The organism is Hydrogenophaga borbori, from assembly GCF_003417535.1.
Taxonomy (GTDB): Bacteria; Pseudomonadota; Gammaproteobacteria; order Burkholderiales; family Burkholderiaceae_C; genus Hydrogenophaga; species Hydrogenophaga borbori.
Genome location: NZ_QVLS01000006.1, coordinates 32,477 through 50,799, shown reverse-complemented (window position 1 = coordinate 50,799; position 18,323 = coordinate 32,477). Strand labels below are relative to the sequence as shown.

Below are 18,323 nucleotides of genomic sequence, written 5' to 3'. Positions count from 1 at the left end.
CAGCGGCGCGGCGTGGGCTTCCGCAATCCCCCGTCCATCCCCTTCGCAGGGGACAGGCCGTCCCCCGGCGCCTCCTAGCATGGCCTTCCCATCCCCACGAGGAGGAGACAAGGCCATGTGGCTGCGCAACTGCTGGTACGTCATCGCCTGGGACCACGAGATCCCGCCGGCCGATTCGCCCACCCTGTTCACGCGCACCGTGCTCGGCGAGCCGGTGCTGGTCTACCGCACGCAGGCCGGCGAACTGGTCGCCCTGGAGGACCGCTGCTGCCACCGGCACGCGCCCCTGTCGGTGGGCCGGCGCGAGGGCGACTGCGTGCGCTGCGGCTACCACGGCCTCATGTTCGATCGGATGGGGCAGTGCGTGGAGGCCCCGGGCATCGAGATCATCCCCGCCAAGGCGAAGGTCAAGCGCTACCCGCTGGTGCTGCGCAACAAGTGGGTCTTCGTGTGGATGGGCGACCCCGCGCTGGCCGAGGACGCGCTGCTGCCCGACAACTTCAGCTGCGACTCGCCCGACTGGCAGAACCAGCCCGGCTACCTGCACTACGACACGCCCTACCTGCTGATCTGCGACAACCTGCTCGATTTCTCGCACCTGAGCTACGTGCACGAGAAGTCGCTCGGCGGCTCCACGCGCATCGCGCAGGCGCGCCCCACCATCGAGCCCGTACCCGGCCCGAACGCCGACTGGCCGCAGCTGGGCATCAAGGTCTCGCGCCAGGTGAACGACGTGCCGGCGCCGCCCTTCTACCAGCGCTTCCGCCGCTTCGACACCCACCTGGACCGCTGGTTCGTCTACGAATTCCTGCTGCCCGGCACCCTGCTCATGCACTCGGGCGGCCGCCCCACGGGCAGCGCGCCCGACGCGCCCGGTCCTTCGGTGCGCCTGCATTCCTGCCAGACGCTCACGCCCGAGACGGCCACCACCACGCACTACTTCTTCCAGCAGTCCCACCCCACGGGCGAAGGCGATCAGACCGTCACGCAGAGCATCTACGACAGCCTGATCGGCGCCTTCAACGAAGACCGCGACATGATCACCGCGCAGCACCGCAACATCCAGCACAACCCCACGCTGTCCATGCTGCCCTTGGCCATGGACGCCGCGCTGATCCAGTTCCGCCGCCTGCTCGAGGCGCGCGTGCGCGCCGAGCAGCAGGCGCAGCAGACCCTTTCCCCCACCCAACCGGCCGCCCTGGCCTGAGCCGACACCACGGAGACAGACACATGACCCGCCAGACCTTCCGCCTTGCCCCGTTCGCCGCCGCCGCCCTGTTCGCCGCCAGCGGCGGCGCGCTCGCGCAGACCGTGCTCAACGTCTCCACCTGGCTGCCGCCCGCGCACGGCGCCACCATGGCGCAGAACCAGTGGTGCGAGGCAGTGGAGAAGGAGACCAAGGGCAGCGTGAAGTGCCACCTGCTGCCCAAGGCCGTGTCCGCGCCGCCCGGCACCTTCGACGCGGTGCGCGACGGCCTGGCCGACGTGTCGTACACGGTGGACGGCTACACGCCCGGCCGCTTCATCTTCACGCAGGTGGCCGAGTTCCCCTTCCTCGGCGACACCTCCACCGCCACCAGCGTGGCCTACCAGCGCATCTACGACAAGTACTTCGCGCCGCTGGGCGAGCACCGTGGCGTGAAGACCCTGGCGGTGTTCACGCACGGCCCGGGCATCATCTTCACGGTCAAGCAGCCCGTGACCAGCGCGGCCGAGGCCGCCAAGCTCAAGTTCCGCATCGGCGGCGGCAACATCAACGAGCTGTCCAAGCTCATGGGCTGGAACACCACGCTCAAGCCCGCCACCGATTCCTTCGAGCTGCTGTCCACCGGCGTGATGGACGGCACCTTCTTCCCCGACGAGTCGCTGCAGTCCATGCGCCTGGGCATGGTGAAGTACGCCACCACCTTCCCGGGCGGGCTCTACAACACCAGCTTCGTGTTCATGATGAACCAGGCCAAGTTCGATTCGCTCAAGCCGGAAGAGAAGGCGGCGATCACCAAGGTCTCGGGCGAACACGCCGCGCGCCTGTTCGCCGCCGGCTGGGACCGCACCGACGCCGCCTCGCGCGACATCCAGAAGACCACCGGCGTGCAGCGCCAGATGGCCAACGAGGCCTTCGTCAACGACGTGAAGGCCAAGCAGGCCCAGCTGGAGGACAAGTGGGTGGCGGCGGCCGAGGCGCGCGGCCTCAAGAACGCGCGCGCGGTGCTGGCGGAGTTCCGCGCGGAGACGCAGAAGCTGAAGTGAGCCGCCAACCCCTCGCGCTGGGCTAGCTCCCCAGCGCGGGAAACAGCTTCACCAGGCCCGCGGCCATCACCTCCACCGACAGGGCCGCGAGGATCAGGCCCATCAGGCGCGTCATCACGTTGATGCCGGTCTGGCCCAGGCCGCGCGCGATGGGCTCGGCCAGCGCGAAGCAGACCGCCGTGGCCAGGGCGATGACCACGCCGTAGCCCACCAGCATGGCGTGCTGGAAGAAGGTCTTGGCCTGGTCGGCGTAGATCACCACGGTGGACATGGTGGCCGGACCGGTGAGCAGCGGAATGGTCAGTGGCACCACGGCGATGCTGGTGCGCGGGGAGTCGGCGCTGAGGTCCTGGTCGGTGGCCTTGGCCTCGGCCGGGCGCGCGTTCAGCATGGACAGCGCCGAGGTCAGCAGCAGCATGCCGCCGCCGACCTGGAAGCTGGCCAGCGAGATCGAGAAGAACTCCAGGATCTGCAGGCCCACCAGCGCGCAGGTGGCGATCACGGCGAAGGCGCTGAAGGCCGAGATCATCACCGTGCGCTGGCGCTGCTGGCGGCTGAAGCCCTGCGTGTAGTGGATGAAGAAGGGCACGATGGCCAGGGGATTGACGATGGCCAGCAGGGTGATGAGGGGTTTGAAGTCCATGGCGGCGGCGGATGAACGCGCCGCATTGTGGCCGCCTTCAGGCCGTTTGGGCAGGGTGCCTGAGCCGGAACATGCCGTAGCCTTCCATGCGCAGCACCGGCTCGTCCCGCTGGTTCACCATCTCCCAGACGGTGCGCACCAGGCCCACGTCGGGGCGCTTGCCCATCACGCGCTTCTCGGTGATGGTGTGCCTGAGCGTGAGTGTGTCGCCGGGGAACACCGGCTTGAGCCACTTCAGGCTCTCCAGGCCCGGCGAGCCCAGGCTGGAGGTCTCGTGCAGGAAGTTGGTGACCATGAGCCGCATGGCCATGGCGCAGGTGTGCCAGCCACTGGCGCACAGGGCGCCGAAGACCGAGTCCTTGGCAGCCTCGGGGTCCAGGTGGAAGGGCTGCGGGTCCCACTGGCTGGCGAAGGCCACGATCTCCTCGGCCGTGGGCGAGAGGCTGCCCAGGTCGCGCGTCTCGCCGACGCTCAGGTCTTCCCAGTACAGGCGAGGTTCTTTCTTCGGTGCGGTCATCAGCGGGCTCCGGACACGTCGATCAGGCTCATGGTGGTGTAGCTCGCGGCGTCGGACAGCAGCCAGACGATCAGGCTGGCCACCTCGTCGACCTGGCCGCCTCGCTGCATGGGCACCTGCGGCGCGAGCTCGCGCAGGCGGTCGGGCCGGCCGCCGCTGGCGTGGATGTCGGTGTCGATCAGGCCCGGGCGCACCGCGTTGACGCGGATGTTCTCGGCCGCGACCTCCTTGGCCAGGCCCAGGGTGAACGTGTCGATGGCGCCCTTGGACGCCGCGTAGTCCACGTACTCACCCGGCGAGCCCAGGCGCGCGGCCGCGCTGGACAGGTTGACGATGGCGCCGCCCGAGCCGCCGTGCCGGGGGCTCATGCGGCGCACGGCCTCGCGGGCGCAGAGCAGGCTGCCGATGACGTTGATGTCGAACATGCGCCGCCAGCGCGCCACGTCCATCTCGTCGAGGCGCGCGCGCTGGTCCACCACGCCGGCGTTGTTCACCAGGCCGCCGAGGCGGCCGAGCGTGGCGTCGACCTGCTCGAACAGGCGCAGCACCTGGGCCTCGTCCGCCACGTCGGCCTGCACGGCCATGGCGCGCCCGCCGTCGGCGCGGATGGCGCGCACCACCTCGTCGGCCGCGAGCGGATTCGCCGCATAGTTCACCGCCACGGCCCAACCCGCCTTCGCGGCCAGCCGGCAGGTGGCCGCGCCGATGCCGCGCGAGCCGCCCGTGACCAGCAATACCTTGTCGCCCATTCCCGATCTCCTGCAACAGCCATTGCGCTTGCCGTACAAGGACAGCTTCGTCCTCGAACGAGGTCCATTACAACAGCCAAACGGAGACGGCATGCGTCGCACGGTCGACTACTACTTCGCCACCATGAGCCCCTGGGCCTACCTGGGCCACGAACGCTTCGTGCGCCTGGCCAGCGCCGCCGGCGCCGAGGTGCGCGTGCGGCCCATGGACCTGGGCAAGATCTTTCCGCTCTCGGGCGGCTTGCCGCTGGGCAAGCGCGCGCCGCAGCGCCAGGCCTACCGCCTGGTGGAGCTGCGCCGCTGGAGCGAGTGGCTGAAGCTGCCGCTCAACCTGCACCCGAAGCATTTCCCGGTGTCGGGAGACGCTTCGTGCCGCTTGATCAGCGTGGTGGCCGAGCGCGACGGCACCGAGGCCGCGCTGCGGCTCACGGGCGCGGTGCTCGCGGCCGTGTGGGCGCAGGAGCGCGACATCGCCGACACCGCCACCCTGGCCGCGCTGCTGCGCGAATCTGGCCTGGACGCCGCGCGGCTCGCACAATCGCAGGCCGAGGAAGGCCAGGCCCTGGCCGACGCCCACACCCAGGCCGCCATCGACGCGGGTGTCTTCGGGGCGCCGGCCTACGTCATCGATGGCGAGGTCTACTGGGGCCAGGACCGGCTCGATTTCGTTGAACGCCGCCTGCGGGCCTGAACGACCCATTCCGCACCAACCAGGAGCACACGCATGAGCGAAACCACCACCCTCAAGGCCGCCGACGGCCACGCCTTTCCCGCCTACATCGCCCGCCCCGCCGGCCCGGCCAAGGGCGGCGTCGTGGTACTGCAGGAAATCTTCGGCGTCAACTCGCACATCCGCTCGGTGGCCGACCGCTATGCCGCAGCGGGCTACTTCGCCGTGGCGCCCAGCACCTTCTCGCGCATCGGCAAGGGCGATCTGGAGATCGGCTACACGGAGGCCGACATGAAAGAGGGCATGGGCCTGAAGGCCGCCGTGGAGGCGCTGCCCGCGCCCGGCGTGATGCCGGACATCCAGGCCGCGATCGACCACGCCGCGCAGGCCGGCAAGGTGGGCATCGTGGGCTACTGCTGGGGCGGCCTGCTGACCTGGCGCGCGGCCTGCACGCTCAAGGGCCTGAGCGCGGCCGCGCCCTATTACGGCGGCGGCATGACCATGCCCGACGAGGCCGCGCGAAAGCCCCAGGTGCCCGTGATGGCGCACTTCGGCGACCAGGACCACTGGATCCCGCTCGACAGCGTGGAGGCCTTCAAGAAGGCCCAGCCCGGTGCCACCGTGCACGTCTACCACGCCAACCACGGCTTCAACTGCGACCAGCGCGGCTCGTACAACGAAGCGGCCGCCACGCTGGCGCGCGAGCGCACGCTGGCCTTCTTCGCTCAGCACGTGGGCTGACATGGCGCGCCCCCGCCGCGCTTCGCCCGTCCCCCCTCCCGGGGGCGGCACCCGCGGCCCGGCAGCGCCGGTTCCGCGGAGCCGCTGGCTGGGGCTTTTGCTGGCGGGTGTCGTCGGCAGCGCCGCCGCGCAGTACCGCGGTCCCCTGTTCGACGCCCACCTGCACTACAACGTCGAGGCCTGCGGGCACGCCGCCGCGGCCACGACCACGACCGAGTGCCCGCACCCCCTGCCCGACGTGCTGGAGCGCCTGCAGCGCAACGGCGTGCGCGCCATCGTGGCCAATTCGCGCCCCAACGACGGCACGCGCGCGCTGGCCCAGGCGGGCGAGCAGGCGCGTGCCGCTGGCGTGGCCGTGGTGCCCTTCGTGCGGCTCTACCGTGACCGCGCCGACTACAACAACTGGTTCCGCGACCCGAGCATCTTGGACATGGTGAACACCGAGCTGGCGCGCGGCACGCCCGCCGGCCCCTACCGCGGCCTGGGCGAATTCCACCTGTACGACAGCGGCAACGCCGACGGCCCGGTGGCCAGGCAGCTCATGGCCCTGGCCGATCGGAAGGACCTGGCGATCCTGGCCCACGTGGACGACGTGGCGGTGGAAAAGCTCATGGGCCACACGCCCTCCAAGGGGCAGTCGACGCGCCTGATCTGGGCGCACACGGGCATCGGCGGATCGTCCGTGGCGCGCGTGGACGCGCTCTTCGCGCGCTTTCCGCGCTTGCACGGTGAGCTGTCCTACCGCCCCGGCCTCACCTGCGGCGAGGGCACGCTGTGCCCCGAGTGGCGCGCGCTGCTGCTCAAGTACCCCGACCGCTTCCTCATCGGCTCGGACACCTGGGTCAACCAGCGCTGGCTGCAGTACGACGGCCTGATGCAGGGCTACCGCGCCTGGCTCGGCACACTGCCGCCCGAGGTCGCGAAAAAGATCGCCTGGGACAATGGCGCCGCGCTGTTTGGCCTCACCGAACCAAGCCCCCGATGATCCGACTGCACTTCTACCCCAGCACCGCGGCCATGGTGCCGCACATCCTGCTCGAAGAGCTTGGCGTGCCCTACGAGCGCCGGCTCATCGACCGCGAACACGGCGCGCTCGATTCGCCCGCCTACCGCGCGCTCAACCCCAATGGCCTGATCCCCGTGCTGGAGGACGGCGACCTGGTGCTCTACGAAACCGCCGCCATCGGCCTGCACCTCGCCGACACGCACCCCGAGGCGAAGCTGATGCCGGCCCTGGGCACGCGCGAGCGCGCGCAGGCCTACAAATGGCTCATGTGGCTCACCAACACCCTGCAGGCCACGCTCATCGTCTACTTCTACCCGCACCGCTGGGTGAACGAGGCGGGCGGTGCCAGCGAAGCCGAGGTGAAGGCCGTGGCCAAGCGCCGCGTCGGCGCGCTGCTCGACCTGCTCGACGCCGAACTGGCGCGCCACGGCGGCCCCTGGTTCCTGGGCGAGGCCCATTCGCTGCTGGACGCCTACGTCTTCACCCTGTGCCGCTGGACGCGGCACTTCTCGCCCGATTCGCCGGTGCGCCCCGCGCGCGAGCGGCCGCACCTGGGCCCCTACCTGCGGCGCGTGCTGGAGCGCCCGGCGCTGCGCCGCGTGATGGCCAATGAGGGCCTGGCCGAGCCCTACGTCTGAACCTCAGCGGCCCGAGGAGCGCAGGTAGCGCTTGCGCCAGAAGTAGACACTGAGCGCCACGGCCACGAAGGCCATCGAGCCCATGGCCCACCAGAAGCCCGTGCGTTCGTGAACGAAGGGGATGAACTCGAAGTTCATGCCGAAGATGCCGGCGATGAGGTTCAGCGGCAGGAATACCGCGGTGAGCGCGGTGAGCGTGCGCATGATGTCGTTGGTGCGGTTGCTCTGCGCCGAGAAGTGCATCTGCACGGCGGTCTCGGCGTTCTGCTCCAGCCGGCGCACGTGGTGCACCACGCGCTCGATGTGCTCCAGCACGTCGCGGCTGCGCACCTTGAGCAGCTCCAGCCCGCGCTGCCCGCCGATGGCGTCCAGGGGCTCCCAGTCCTCCAGCGCCTCGATCCAGTCCTGGATGGCGCTGCGCTGGTCCTCGCAGATTTCGTCGAGCTGGTGCAGCGAGATGCGCGCGTCCAGCAACGAGTTCCAGTTGGTGAAGCGGGTCTTGGGCTGCAGCAGCTCGGACTGCCAGTGGTCGAGCTGGCGCGTGAGTTCGCGCCGCAGGTCCAGGTAGCCGTCCACCATCTGGTTGACGATGCGCAGCATCAGGTCGGCCGGGCTGGTGGGCAGGCCGGCACCGGCGGCGCGCGGCGCCACGCCGGCGCTGGCCAGCAGCCGCGCCGAGTACTGGTCGAGCACGCCGCAGCCGGCCGGGTGCACGGTCACCAGCACGCGGTCGAACACCGCGAAGCCCACGGGGCTGGTGTCGATGCGCCGCAGCACCGGCGGGCCGCTGCGCTTGACGGGTTCGGTGAGCACCGCGCCGGGCTGCGACATGTCGGTCTCGGCCTGTCCCGCGGCCAGGCGGCGGAACACCAGGATGTCGTATTGCGAGGTGTAGTCGTAGTGCGAGGGCAGCTGGTTGTTGAGCAGGTCGCTCACGTGCAGGTCCACCAGCGTGGTGCCGCACATCACCTGCAGCGCGGCCTGCACGTGGCCGTGCTCCAGCTCGAATTCGCGCCGGCCGCAGGCCACCCAGAGGAAGCCGCGCGCGGGCAGCAGCATGGGCAGCCCGGCGGTTTCGCTCACCGACCCGGGCTGCACGTGAAAGACCCGCATCGCCCGGTCCGCTTCAGCCGCGCAGCAGCCGCGCGGCGTCGCGCGCGAAGTAGGTCAGCACGCCGTCGGCGCCGGCGCGCTTGAAGGCGAGCAGGCTTTCCATCATCACGGCGTCGTGGTCCAGCCAGCCGTTCTGCGCGGCGGCCTTGAGCATGGCGTACTCGCCGCTCACCTGGTAGACGAAGGTCGGCATGGCGAACCCGTCCTTCACGCGGCGCACGATGTCCAGGTAGGGCATGCCGGGCTTGACCATCACCATGTCGGCGCCCTCGGCGATGTCCATCGCCACCTCGCGCAGGGCCTCGTCGCTGTTGCCCGGGTCCATCTGGTAGACCTTCTTGTCGGCCTTGCCCAGGTTGGCGGCCGAGCCCACGGCGTCGCGGAACGGACCGTAGAAGGCGCTGGCGTACTTCGCGCTGTAGGCCATGATGCGCGTGTGGATGCGGCCGTCGGCCTCCAGCGCCTGGCGGATGGCACCGATGCGCCCGTCCATCATGTCGCTGGGCGCCACGATGTCCACGCCCGCGGCCGCCTGCGTCAGCGCCTGGCGCACCAGGATGGCCACGGTCTCGTCGTTGATGATGTAGTTCGCCTCGTCGAGCACGCCGTCCTGGCCGTGGCTGGTGTACGGGTCCAGGGCCACGTCGGTCATCACGCCGAGTTCGGGGAAGCGCTGCTTGAGCGCGCGCACCACGCGTGGCACCAGGCCGTCGGGGTTGGTCGCCTCCTGGCCGTCGGGCGTTTTCAGCGCCGGGTCGATCACCGGGAACAGCGCCAGCGCCGGAATGCCCAGCTTCACGCAGTCCTCGGCCACGGGCAGCAGCAGGTCCAGGCTGAGGCGCTCGACGCCCGGCATGGAGGCCACGGCCTCGCGCCGGTTCGCGCCGTCGAGCACGAACACGGGGTAGATCAGGTCGGACGGGTGCAGGCGGTGCTCGCGCACCAGCTCACGCGTGAAGGTGTCGCGGCGCAGGCGGCGTGGCCGGGCGGCGGGGAAAGGGGCGGGATTCTGCATGAGGGCTATTGTGGCAAACGGCCCATGGCCCCGACGCGGGGGCGCCCGGCGTGCCGCTTTCCACGGAAAAGCGAGCTTTTCGACTACACGGGGGAGTACACCCCCTTCAACATGGTGCAAATTTCGTACATGGCCCGATGTGAGGGCTTCCAGGGCGCTCCCGGAGCCCCCGTCCCACCTTCCAGCGGATCACCGACGTGTTGAAACAAACCATGGCCACTCCGAAGAAAAACCAGCCCGAGGCGGCGGGCACTGCGGGCCAGCAGCAGGCCGACGAACCCTGGTCCCTGGCCCAGCAGTGCGGGGCCTTGCTCGGTTCCGCGGCGGGGCAGATCAGCGACGCGCTGCAGGCGCTGCAGAGCGGCGTCGACCGGCTCCAGGCGCAGGGCCGCCTCGACAAGCAGGAGCAGTGGGCGCTGAGCGTGCCGCTGGAGCGGATCAAGCGGCTGACGGTGGTGATGCAGCAGCTGCAGCGCTTCCACGCGGGGCACATCCGCCAGTCGCACGAGCGGCTCGACCTGGCCGAGCTGGCCGAGGCCTGCCTGCAGGAGCGCCGCAAGGAGTTCGCGCTGATCGGCGTGGACATGCGGCGCAAGCTCAGGCCTGTGGAGGTGCTGATCGATCCCACCGTCACCCACGCCTTTTTCAACGCCCTGGTCGACTGGGCCCTGCCGCTGGGCCGCCGCATCGACGTGCGTGTGGACGTGAACGACTGGCCGCCGCACGCGCGGCTGCAGGTGCGCGTGCATGGCGAGGAATCGCCTTCGTCCCGCACGCCCGAACTCGACAACATCGACTGGGCGCTGGTGCGCCAGATCGCCGCCTCCGTCGGCGGCATCGAACTGCAGCGGCGGGTGACGCCCGAGGGCATCACCGCCGTCGCGATGTTCCAGCGCACGGTGCAGGCCATCGACGGGATGTCGGCCATCGACATCAGCGAAGACCCGTCCTCGGCCTTCAAGACGCTGCAGAACATCTATGCCCTGGTGGTGTCGCCGTCGCTGCAGATCCGCGCCGACGTGCGCGAGGCGCTGCGCGAGATCGGCGTGAACGCCGACAGCGTGGTCGACCTCGACCAGGCCCGCGAGGTGGCGGCGCACCGCATGCCGGGCATCGTGGTCATCGATTCCACGCTCAAGGGCCCGGCCTTCGAGCAGTTCCGCCGCGGGCTGCTGCGCGAGGCCATGGACATGCCCTTCGTCGAGATTTCCTCGGACGACACGTCGTTCGACATGTCGGGCTTCGGCGAGTTCTCCATGGCCAAGGTGGGCCGGGGCAACATCCGCGAGTCCCTGGGCACGGCGGTGATGTTCGAACTCGCGAAAACGATTTAAGCGGTTGATGCGCGGCCACCAAGGGCCGCCAAAGAGAAGGGCGCCCCAACGGCGCCCTTCTCGCCTTCTGGCGGTGCCCGCCGTCAGGCCGCGGCCTTCACCTTCAGGCGCCAGGCGTGCAGCAGCGGCTCGGTGTAGCCGCTGGGCTGCTCCTTACCCTTGAACACCAGGTCAAGCGCGGCCTGGTAGGCCTTGCTGGTCTTGGCGCGACCGGCCATGGGCTGGTAGAGCTTGTCGCCCGCGTTCTGCTTGTCCACCTTGGCGGCCATGCGCTCGAAGGTCTCGCGCACCTGTTTCTCGGTGACCACGCCATGGTGCAGCCAGTTGGCGATGTGCTGGCTGCTGATGCGCAGCGTGGCGCGGTCTTCCATCAGGCCCACGTCGTTGATGTCGGGCACCTTGGAGCAGCCCACGCCCTGGTCGACCCAGCGCACCACGTAGCCCAGGATGCCCTGCGCGTTGTTGTCCAGCTCCTGCTGTTTCTCGGCCGCGCTCCAGTTCGGGTTGGCGCTCACAGGCACGGTGAGCAGGCCGGTGAGCAGGGTGTCGCGCTCCTTGTCGGCGTCGATCTTTTCCAGGTCCTTCTGCACCTCGCTCACCAGCACCTGGTGGTAGTGCATGGCGTGCAGCGTGGCGCCGGTGGGGCTGGGCACCCAGGCGGTGTTGGCGCCGGCCTTGGGGTGGGCGATCTTCTGTTCCAGCATGGCCTTCATGAGGTCGGGCATGGCCCACATACCCTTGCCGATCTGTGCCTTGCCGCGCAGGCCGCAGGCCAGGCCCACCAGCACGTTGTTGCGCTCATAGGCCTGGATCCAGGCGCTGGCCTTCATGTCGCCCTTGCGCACCATGGGGCCGGCCAGCATGGCGGTGTGCATCTCGTCGCCGGTGCGGTCGAGGAAGCCGGTGTTGATGAAGGCCACGCGGCTGGGCGCGGCGGCGATGCAGGCCTTCAGGTTGACCGAGGTGCGGCGCTCCTCGTCCATGATGCCCAGCTTGACCGTGCTGGCCGCCAGGCCCAGCAGCTGTTCGACGCGGCCGAACAGTTCGTCGGCGAAGGCCACTTCGCGCGGGCCGTGCATCTTGGGCTTGACGATGTAGACCGAGCCCTTGCGGGAGTTGCGCAGGGGGTGCTTCTTGTCCTTCTTCAGGTCGTGCACCGCGATGGCGGTGGTGATCACCGCGTCCATGATGCCCTCGGGGATCTCCTGGCCCTCGGGGCCCCACAGAATGGCGGGGTTGGTCATCAGGTGGCCCACGTTGCGCACGAAGAGCAGCGAGCGGCCGTGCAGGCGCACCGCTTTCTTGCCTTTGGGCGCCGTGTACTCGCGGTCGCCGTTGAGGCCGCGGGTCAGCGTCTGGCCGCCCTTGTCGAAGGTTTCGGTCAGCGTGCCCTTGAGGATGCCCAGCCAGTTGCGGTAGGCCAGCAGCTTGTCCTCGGCGTCCACGGCGGCCACGGAGTCTTCCAGGTCGAGGATGGTGGACAGCGCGGCCTCGACCACGAGGTCGCTCACGCCCGCCGGGTCGGTCTTGCCGATCGCGCTGTCGGGGCGGACCTGGATTTCCAGGTGCAGGCCGTTGTGCACCAGCAGGATCGCCGACGGCTTCTTGGCGTCGCCCTGGTAACCCACGAACTGCTGCGGGTCGGCCAGCTTGCTGGTGCCGCCGCCGGCCAGCGAGACCACCAGTTCACCGTCCTTCACGCGGTAGCCCGTGGAGCCCACGTGCGAGCCCTTCTTCAGCGGGCAGGTGCGGTCCAGCACGTGGCGCGCCCATTCGATGACCTTGGCGCCGCGCTTGGGGTTGTAGCGCGTGCCTTTCTCGCAGCCGCCGTCCTCGGCGATCACGTCGGTGCCGTAGAGCGCGTCGTACAGCGAGCCCCAGCGCGCGTTGGCGGCGTTGAGCGCGTAGCGCGCGTTCAGGATGGGCACCACCAGCTGGGGGCCCGCCTGCACGGCCAGCTCGTCGTCCACGTTCTTGGTGCTCGCCTTCACCTTGCCGGGGTCGGGCACGAGGTAGCCGATGGTTTCGAGGAACTTGCGGTAGGCCGCCATGTCGCGCACCGGGCCGGGGTTGGCGCTGTGCCAGGTGTCCAGCTCGGCCTGCAGGCGGTCGCGCTCGGCCAGCAGGGCGGCGTTCTTGGGCGCCAGGCCGCGCACCAGGGTGTCAAAGCCCTGCCAGAAGGCGGCGGGTTCGGTGCCGGTGCCGGGCAGCACCTCCTCGTTGATGAACTGGTACAGCGCGGTGTCGACCTGCAGGCTGTGGATCTGGGTGCGTTGGGTCATGCAAGGGCTCCGGAAGAAAAAGGCGAAAGGGTGGGTGTCAGAAGAAGTCGAGCACCGCGCGCAGGTGGGTGCCGGTCGCGGTGGGCTGGGTGTCGAGCTGTTCGAAGGGCAGGTTGGCGCGGTTCACCCAGAGGGTCTGGTAGCCGAACCAGGTGGCGCCCAGCGCGTCCCAGGCGTTGCTGCTCACGAAGACGATCTGCCCGCGCGGCAGGCCGGTGGCCTGCTCGCCCAGGGCGTAAAGGGTGGGCGAGACCTTGTAGGCGCGCGCCGCGTCGGCGCTGATGACGTGGTCGAGCAGGCCATCGAGTCCGGCGCTGCGCAGGGCGATGCCCAGCATCTCGGGGTCGCCATTGGACAGGATGCCGGTGGTCACGCCCTGCGCGCGCAGGGCCTGCAGCACCTCGCGGTTCTCGGGAAAGGACGAGAGGTGGCGGTACTGGTTCATCAGGCTGGCGGCCGCCTCGGCGTAGTCGTCCCAGCGCTCGGCGGCCTGCGGCACCAGGGCCTGGATGGCGTAGCGCAGCGCGCGCTCGGTCAGTTCCCAGAAGGGCCGGTAGCGGGCCGGGTCGCCGCTCATGGTGACCAGGCGCGAATAGTCCAGCTGGCGCTCGCGCCAGAGCACGGCCAGGCGCGCCCCCCGGCCGGGGAACAGCTGCTCCGCGCGCAGGCCCACGCTGTACACGTCGAACAGCGTGCCGTAGGCGTCGAAGAGCACGGCGCGGGGTTTGGCCATGGGAAGGCACTGTATTGCAAACATCGGCGCGCATTGAGACGCTCGCGCGCCATGGATCCATGACTTTTTTGTGTGTAATCTGCGCCTGTTTGCCCAGGAGACCCGATTGAGCCCCGATACCCCCACCACCCCGCCCCTGCCGCTCGCCGGCATCCGCGTCGCCGAGTTCTCGCACATGGTGATGGGCCCCATGTGCGGCATGGTGCTGGCCGACCTGGGCGCGGAGGTGATCAAGGTGGAGCCGCCGGCGGGCGACAACACGCGCCGCCTGCTGGGCTCGGGCGCCGGATTCTTCCCGCTGTTCAACCGCAACAAGAAGAGCCTGGTGCTGGACCTGCAGACCGAGGAGGGCCGCGAGGCCGCGCTGCGCCTGGTGGCCACGGCCGACGTGCTGGTGGAGAACTTCAAGCCCGAGACCATGCGCAAGCTGGGTCTGGACCATGAGAGCCTGAGGGCGCGCTTCCCGCGCCTGATCCACGTCAGCCACAAGGGCTTCCTGCCCGGGCCCTATGACCACCGCACCGCGCTCGACGAGGTGGTGCAGATGATGGGCGGCCTGGCCTACATGACCGGGCGCCCCGGCGACCCGCTGCGCGCGGGCAGCAGCGTCAACGACATCATGGGCGGCATGTTCGGCGCCATCGGCGTGCTGGCCGCGCTGCGCGAGCGCGAGCGCAGCGGGCGCGGCCAGGCGGTGCAGAGCGCGCTGTTCGAGAACAACATCTTCCTGGTGGCCCAGCACATGCTGCAGTACGCGGTGACGGGCGTGGCCGCCAACCCCATGCCGCAGCGCATCTCGCCCTGGGGCATCTACGACGTGTTCACCGCGGCCGGGGGCGAGCAGATCTTCCTGGCGGTGGTGAGCGACACCCAGTGGGCCATCTTCTGCAGCGCCATGGGCTGGGCCGACTGGCGGGACGACGCTCGGCTGCGGACCAACAACGACCGCGTGCGCGCGCGCGACTGGCTCATCCCCGAGCTGCGCGCGCGCGTGGCCGAGCGCCCGGCGGCCGAACTGGCCGAGCTGTTCGAGCGCCACGGCCTGCCTTTCGCGCCCATCGCCAAGCCGCACGAGCTGCTGGACGACCCGCACCTGCGGGCCACCGGCGGCCTGGCGCCCATCACCCTGCCGGACGGCGAGCGCGCCGGCCAGTCCGTGATGACCGTGCCGTTGCCTTTCACGCTGGGCGAGCAGCGGTTGCCGGTGCGCAGCCCGCCGCGCCTGGGCGCCGACAGCGCCGAGGTGCTGCGCGCTCTGGGTTACGACGCGGCAAGCGCGGAGCGCCTGTCGCGCACCACGACAAAAGGCTGAGGGCCGTGGACAAGCTCAAGCAGCTCGAAACCTTCGTCTCGGTGGCCACGCGCGGCAGCCTCACGGCGGCGGCGCGCGCCGAGTCGGTGGCGCCGGCCATCATCGGCCGCCGGCTCGACGCGCTCGAGTCGCGCCTGGGCGTGAAGCTGCTGGTGCGCACCACGCGGCGCATCTCGCTCACGCACGAAGGCAGCGCCTTCCTGGAGGACTGCCAGCGCCTCTTGACCGACCTGTCGAACGCCGAGGCGAGCGTGAGCGCGGGTGGCGTGAAGGCCAGCGGGCACCTGCGCATCACCGCGCCGGCGGGCTTCGGCCGGCGCCACGTGGCGCCGCTGGTGCCGCGCTTTCGCGACCTGCACCCGGAGGTGACGGTCTCGCTCAACCTGTCCGACCGCGTGGTGGACGTGGCCGGCGAAGGCTACGACTGCGCGGTGCGCGTGGGCGATCTGCCGGACTCGTCGCTGGTGAGCGTGCGCCTGGCCGACAACCGCCGCCTCTGCGTGGCCGCGCCGGCCTACCTGCAGCGGCGCGGCACGCCCGAGACCCCGGCCGACCTGGCGCGGCACGACTGCCTCACCCTGTCCAGCGACGCCTCGCAGACGCGCGGCTGGGCCTTCTCGCAGCCGGCCGAGGGCGGCGGGGACGGGCGCGAGATCCACTACCTGCGCCCCGGCGGCCCCATGGACTGCAGCGACGGCCAGGTGTTGCACGAGTGGTGCCTGGCGGGCCAGGGCATTGCCTGGCGCAGCACCTGGGAGGTGGAGGCCGATGTGGCGGCGGGCCGCCTGGTGCGCGTGCTCGACGACTTCGCCGCACCGCCCAACGGCATCTACGCGCTGTTCCCGCAGCGCAAGCACCTGGCGCTGCGCGTGCGGTTGTGGATCGACTACCTCAAGCACGAGTACGGGCGGGGGGAGTACTGGGCGGGGCGCTGAGCGCGGCGGCCAGCAGGGCTTCGCCGCGTCCGGCCATGCCCAGGCCTTCGCCTTCGCCCGTGCACACGCACGACCAGCCGTTGTAGGCCGTCCCGCCCTCGCGCCCGCAGGCGTTCGCGTAGGCGATCGCCAGACCGAAGCGCCGGGCCGCCTCGGGCAGGCGGGTCTGTTGCACGGCGTCGTAGCCGACCATGTTGGCCGTGGGCACCAGCGCCGCGCGCGCGCCCGCGGCGGCGAGCTGGCGCAGCGGTTCGTCGTGCTCCACGTCGAAGCAGATCAGCAGGCCCAGGCGCCAGCCGCGCCAGTCGAACCACGCGGGCGGCGCGCCGCCGGGCATGAAGCGCTGGGCGTCGCCGTCACCGAACAGGTGGATCTTGCGGTGCACCGCGAGCGGCGCGCCGGTGCCGTCGATCGCGACGGCGCTGTTGAAGGGGCGTGCGCCGCCGCTTGCCTCGGGCCAGCCGGTGACGATGCCCAGGCCATGGCGCCGCGCCAGGTCGCGCACCGCCCGCAGCAGCGGGCCGTCGGCCGGTTCGGCGAGCGCGCACAGGCGCGCGGGATCGATCAGGTAGCCGGTGAGGAACATTTCGGGCGTGATGAGCCAGTGCGCGCCCAGGGCGGCGGCTTCGCCCGCGGTGGCGTCGAGCCGCTGGAGCGCTTCGTCGCTGTCGCGGGGGTGCGGCGTCTGCCAGAGTGCCAGGCGCAGCGGTTCCATCGCCTCAGTCCCCCAGCGCCACCGGCCCGATGCCCGGCCAGGCCTCGCAAGGCCCGGGGTTGTCGGCGTGGCAGGCGCCGCCCAGGTGGCGCACCATGCCCGCCACCGCGTTCAGCGCGGTCTGCACGGCACCCTCCACCCAGGCCGGCGTGAAGGACACGTCGTCGCCGGCCAGGAAGAGGCCGCGCTCGGCCTCGGGCAGGGCTTCCTGCATGAAGTGACCAACCATGCGGTGGTTGTAGCGGTAGTGGCCCGGCAGCGCGCCTTTGAAGGCGCCCAGGAAGTAGGGGTCGGCCTCCCAGGAGACGCTGATCGGGTCGCCGATCACGTGGCTGGCGATGTCCACGTCGGGGTAGATCTGCTTCAGCGCCGACAGCGCCAGCTGCACGCGCCGGGCGGTCGGGTGCGGCAGCATCTTGAGCGCGTCGCTCATCCAGGCGTAGCTCAGGCAGATCACGCCGGGCTTGTCCGGGCCGTTGTCGAACAGGTAGGTGCCGCGCGTGAGCCGGTCGGTGAGCGTCATGCCCATCACCGGCCAGCCGTCGGCGCGCAGGTCGTTCCAGAACGGCCGGTCCACCATGACGAAGGTCTTGGACGACTGCATGTAGCGCGTGCGGTCCAGCGCCATCCAGAGCTTGTGCGAGAGCAGCGACTCCTCCACCGCGATCTGCGTGGTGAGCAGCCAGCTCTGGCAGGTCACCAGCACGGCCGGGTAGCGGCGCGTAGTGCCGAGCACGTCGGTGACGGCGATCTGTCCGTGCGGCGCGCGCGCGATGGCTGCCACGCCCGGGCGCGGCGCGCCGCCGTGCAGCTGCGCGAGCGAGGTGCCGGCCCCCCAGTGCCGCAGTTCGCGGGCCGCCGGCGCGCGCAGCCACAGGCCCTGCGGCACCTGCTGCACGCCGCCCACCACCAGGTGCTGGTCCTCGTCGCAGCCGGTGAGCACCACGCGCAGGATCTCCAGCATGGAGTTGGGGAAGTCCGAGTCCCAGCCGCCGGTGCCGAAGCCCACCTGGCCGAAGACCTCGCGGTGGTGGAAGGACAGCTGCTGGAAGGCGCTGGACTGGGCGACGAAGTCGTAGAAGGTGCGGTCGTCCCAGCGCGGCACCAGGGCGTCCCACAGGGCCTTGAGGCGCGGCACGTCGCGCTCGCGCAGGGCGTCCTGCAGGCCGGTGAAGCCGGCGCCTTCTTCCAGCGCGTCGGTCCAGGCCCGGGCCACCTCGGCGAACAGTGGCGGCAGGTCGGCCAGGCGGCGCGCGCGGTGCGTGCGGCCTTCGAGGTCGATCACCGTGCAGCCGGCGGCCGGTGTGAGCGGGTTGGGGAAGGGCGCGGTGGCCAGGCCGAGTTGGTCCACGTAGTGGAAGAAGGCCGTGCCCGAGCGCGGAAAGCGCATGCCGCCGAGTTCGGCCACCACGCCCTGGCCGCCCTCGAAGGCCTGGGAGCGCAGCCGACCGCCCAGTCGCGAGGCCTCGTACACCACGGGCTTGAGGCCCAGCTTCATCAGCTCGTGCGCAGCCGTCAGGCCGGCCATGCCGGCGCCGACGATGGCCACCTCGCTGCCCAGCCGCTCGCGCGGCAGCACGCCCAGGCCCGCGGGATGGCCCAGCCAGTCGTCGTAGGCGAAGGGGAAGTCGGGGCCGAAGACGGTGACGGGTTTCTTCGATGGCATGGTG

Annotated in this window: 18 protein-coding genes; 9 read left to right on the top strand and 9 right to left on the bottom strand. The window is 70.5% G+C overall.

Features of this window, described 5'->3' with window-relative positions; translation table 11 throughout:
• Positions 1–115: 115 nt before the first annotated feature.
• Entirely contained in the window at positions 116–1,207 is a 1,092-nt protein-coding gene (locus tag DY262_RS10795) for an aromatic ring-hydroxylating oxygenase subunit alpha (protein WP_116958885.1), read from the top strand.
• 23 nt (positions 1,208–1,230) lie between these two features.
• Positions 1,231–2,250: a TRAP transporter substrate-binding protein gene (locus tag DY262_RS10790; RefSeq protein ID WP_116958884.1), complete on the top strand. Its 1,020-nt coding sequence runs from the start codon at positions 1,231–1,233 to the stop codon at positions 2,248–2,250.
• Between the two features lie 22 nt (positions 2,251–2,272).
• Here the strand turns inward: DY262_RS10790 and DY262_RS10785 are convergent, their stop codons facing one another.
• Genes DY262_RS10785 through DY262_RS10775 form a run of 3 tightly spaced genes read right to left on the bottom strand, consistent with a single transcriptional unit; the run spans position 2,273 to position 4,159 of the window.
• Positions 2,273–2,893, bottom strand: a complete 621-nt coding sequence (locus DY262_RS10785) for a MarC family protein (protein WP_116958883.1) — start codon at positions 2,891–2,893, stop codon at positions 2,273–2,275.
• 37 nt (positions 2,894–2,930) lie between these two features.
• A complete protein-coding gene (locus tag DY262_RS10780; RefSeq protein ID WP_116958882.1) occupies positions 2,931–3,410 on the bottom strand; it encodes a MaoC family dehydratase in 480 nt (159 codons plus the stop codon).
• The gene (locus DY262_RS10775) at positions 3,410–4,159 is read right to left on the bottom strand and encodes an SDR family oxidoreductase (protein ID WP_116958881.1); all 750 of its coding nucleotides are present in this window, start codon (positions 4,157–4,159) and stop codon (positions 3,410–3,412) included. The genes DY262_RS10780 and DY262_RS10775 overlap by 1 nt, the downstream gene beginning before the upstream one ends.
• A gap of 91 nt (positions 4,160–4,250) precedes the next feature.
• Here DY262_RS10775 and DY262_RS10770 point away from each other — a divergent pair, with 91 nt between their 5' ends.
• From DY262_RS10770 to DY262_RS10755, 4 genes are all read left to right on the top strand, one after another.
• Complete coding sequence (locus DY262_RS10770; RefSeq protein WP_116958880.1) at positions 4,251–4,850, top strand: 2-hydroxychromene-2-carboxylate isomerase; 600 nt, start codon at positions 4,251–4,253, stop codon at positions 4,848–4,850.
• Between the two features lie 33 nt (positions 4,851–4,883).
• Positions 4,884–5,570, top strand: coding sequence for a dienelactone hydrolase family protein (locus DY262_RS10765; protein WP_116958879.1), 687 nt, complete (start codon positions 4,884–4,886; stop codon positions 5,568–5,570).
• A gap of 97 nt (positions 5,571–5,667) precedes the next feature.
• Complete coding sequence (locus DY262_RS10760) at positions 5,668–6,555, top strand: amidohydrolase family protein (protein WP_245980931.1); 888 nt, start codon at positions 5,668–5,670, stop codon at positions 6,553–6,555.
• Entirely contained in the window at positions 6,552–7,214 is a 663-nt protein-coding gene (locus DY262_RS10755) for a glutathione S-transferase family protein (protein ID WP_116958877.1), read from the top strand. The genes DY262_RS10760 and DY262_RS10755 overlap by 4 nt, the downstream gene beginning before the upstream one ends.
• Before the next feature lie 3 nt (positions 7,215–7,217).
• On the opposite strand, the gene DY262_RS10750 is transcribed toward DY262_RS10755, so the two are convergent.
• Positions 7,218–8,327 (bottom strand): magnesium transporter CorA family protein, encoded by a 1,110-nt coding sequence (locus DY262_RS10750; RefSeq protein WP_116958876.1) that lies wholly within the window; start codon positions 8,325–8,327, stop codon positions 7,218–7,220.
• A 13-nt stretch (positions 8,328–8,340) separates the two neighbouring features.
• Positions 8,341–9,342: a porphobilinogen synthase gene (gene hemB / locus DY262_RS10745; protein WP_116958875.1), complete on the bottom strand. Its 1,002-nt coding sequence runs from the start codon at positions 9,340–9,342 to the stop codon at positions 8,341–8,343.
• 212 nt (positions 9,343–9,554) lie between these two features.
• Between hemB and DY262_RS10740 the strand changes: the two genes are divergently transcribed.
• Entirely contained in the window at positions 9,555–10,676 is a 1,122-nt protein-coding gene (locus DY262_RS10740; protein ID WP_116958874.1) for a sensor histidine kinase family protein, read from the top strand.
• Positions 10,677–10,759: 83 nt separating this feature from the next.
• Here DY262_RS10740 and DY262_RS10735 read toward each other — a convergent pair whose 3' ends face one another.
• Positions 10,760–12,958, bottom strand: a complete 2,199-nt coding sequence (locus tag DY262_RS10735; protein ID WP_116958873.1) for a malate synthase G — start codon at positions 12,956–12,958, stop codon at positions 10,760–10,762.
• Positions 12,959–12,995: 37 nt separating this feature from the next.
• The gene (locus DY262_RS10730) at positions 12,996–13,691 is read right to left on the bottom strand and encodes a haloacid dehalogenase type II (RefSeq protein ID WP_116958872.1); all 696 of its coding nucleotides are present in this window, start codon (positions 13,689–13,691) and stop codon (positions 12,996–12,998) included.
• A 106-nt stretch (positions 13,692–13,797) separates the two neighbouring features.
• Between DY262_RS10730 and DY262_RS10725 the strand changes: the two genes are divergently transcribed.
• Both DY262_RS10725 and DY262_RS10720 read left to right on the top strand, forming a co-directional pair.
• Positions 13,798–15,003, top strand: a complete 1,206-nt coding sequence (locus DY262_RS10725; RefSeq protein ID WP_116958871.1) for a CaiB/BaiF CoA transferase family protein — start codon at positions 13,798–13,800, stop codon at positions 15,001–15,003.
• A gap of 5 nt (positions 15,004–15,008) precedes the next feature.
• Positions 15,009–15,938, top strand: coding sequence for a LysR family transcriptional regulator (locus DY262_RS10720; RefSeq protein WP_116958870.1), 930 nt, complete (start codon positions 15,009–15,011; stop codon positions 15,936–15,938).
• Here DY262_RS10720 and DY262_RS10715 read toward each other — a convergent pair.
• Together DY262_RS10715 and DY262_RS10710 are read right to left on the bottom strand one after the other, a co-directional pair.
• Positions 15,895–16,653 carry a nitrilase-related carbon-nitrogen hydrolase gene (locus DY262_RS10715; protein WP_116958869.1) on the bottom strand — a complete coding sequence of 253 codons (759 nt, stop codon included), beginning with the start codon at positions 16,651–16,653 and terminating at the stop codon, positions 15,895–15,897. The genes DY262_RS10720 and DY262_RS10715 overlap by 44 nt on opposite strands.
• Positions 16,654–16,657: 4 nt before the next feature.
• Positions 16,658–18,319: a flavin monoamine oxidase family protein gene (locus DY262_RS10710; RefSeq protein ID WP_116958868.1), complete on the bottom strand. Its 1,662-nt coding sequence runs from the start codon at positions 18,317–18,319 to the stop codon at positions 16,658–16,660.
• Positions 18,320–18,323 lie beyond the last annotated feature (4 nt).

What these genes read in the sequence shown, in the direction of transcription:
- DY262_RS10755 (WP_116958877.1), top strand. Translation starts at nt 6,552, where the DNA reads ATGATCCGACTGCACTTCTACCCCAGCACCGCGGCCATGGTGCCGCAC.
- DY262_RS10740 (WP_116958874.1), top strand. Translation starts at nt 9,555, where the DNA reads ATGGCCACTCCGAAGAAAAACCAGCCCGAGGCGGCGGGCACTGCGGGC.
- DY262_RS10780 (WP_116958882.1), bottom strand. Translation starts at nt 3,410, where the DNA reads ATGACCGCACCGAAGAAAGAACCTCGCCTGTACTGGGAAGACCTGAGC.
- DY262_RS10750 (WP_116958876.1), bottom strand. Translation starts at nt 8,327, where the DNA reads ATGCGGGTCTTTCACGTGCAGCCCGGGTCGGTGAGCGAAACCGCCGGG.
- DY262_RS10715 (WP_116958869.1), bottom strand. Translation starts at nt 16,653, where the DNA reads ATGGAACCGCTGCGCCTGGCACTCTGGCAGACGCCGCACCCCCGCGAC.
- DY262_RS10765 (WP_116958879.1), top strand. Translation starts at nt 4,884, where the DNA reads ATGAGCGAAACCACCACCCTCAAGGCCGCCGACGGCCACGCCTTTCCC.
- DY262_RS10790 (WP_116958884.1), top strand. Translation starts at nt 1,231, where the DNA reads ATGACCCGCCAGACCTTCCGCCTTGCCCCGTTCGCCGCCGCCGCCCTG.
- DY262_RS10795 (WP_116958885.1), top strand. Translation starts at nt 116, where the DNA reads ATGTGGCTGCGCAACTGCTGGTACGTCATCGCCTGGGACCACGAGATC.
- DY262_RS10785 (WP_116958883.1), bottom strand. Translation starts at nt 2,893, where the DNA reads ATGGACTTCAAACCCCTCATCACCCTGCTGGCCATCGTCAATCCCCTG.
- DY262_RS10775 (WP_116958881.1), bottom strand. Translation starts at nt 4,159, where the DNA reads ATGGGCGACAAGGTATTGCTGGTCACGGGCGGCTCGCGCGGCATCGGC.
- hemB (WP_116958875.1), bottom strand. Translation starts at nt 9,342, where the DNA reads ATGCAGAATCCCGCCCCTTTCCCCGCCGCCCGGCCACGCCGCCTGCGC.
- DY262_RS10735 (WP_116958873.1), bottom strand. Translation starts at nt 12,958, where the DNA reads ATGACCCAACGCACCCAGATCCACAGCCTGCAGGTCGACACCGCGCTG.
- DY262_RS10770 (WP_116958880.1), top strand. Translation starts at nt 4,251, where the DNA reads ATGCGTCGCACGGTCGACTACTACTTCGCCACCATGAGCCCCTGGGCC.
- DY262_RS10730 (WP_116958872.1), bottom strand. Translation starts at nt 13,691, where the DNA reads ATGGCCAAACCCCGCGCCGTGCTCTTCGACGCCTACGGCACGCTGTTC.
- DY262_RS10710 (WP_116958868.1), bottom strand. Translation starts at nt 18,319, where the DNA reads ATGCCATCGAAGAAACCCGTCACCGTCTTCGGCCCCGACTTCCCCTTC.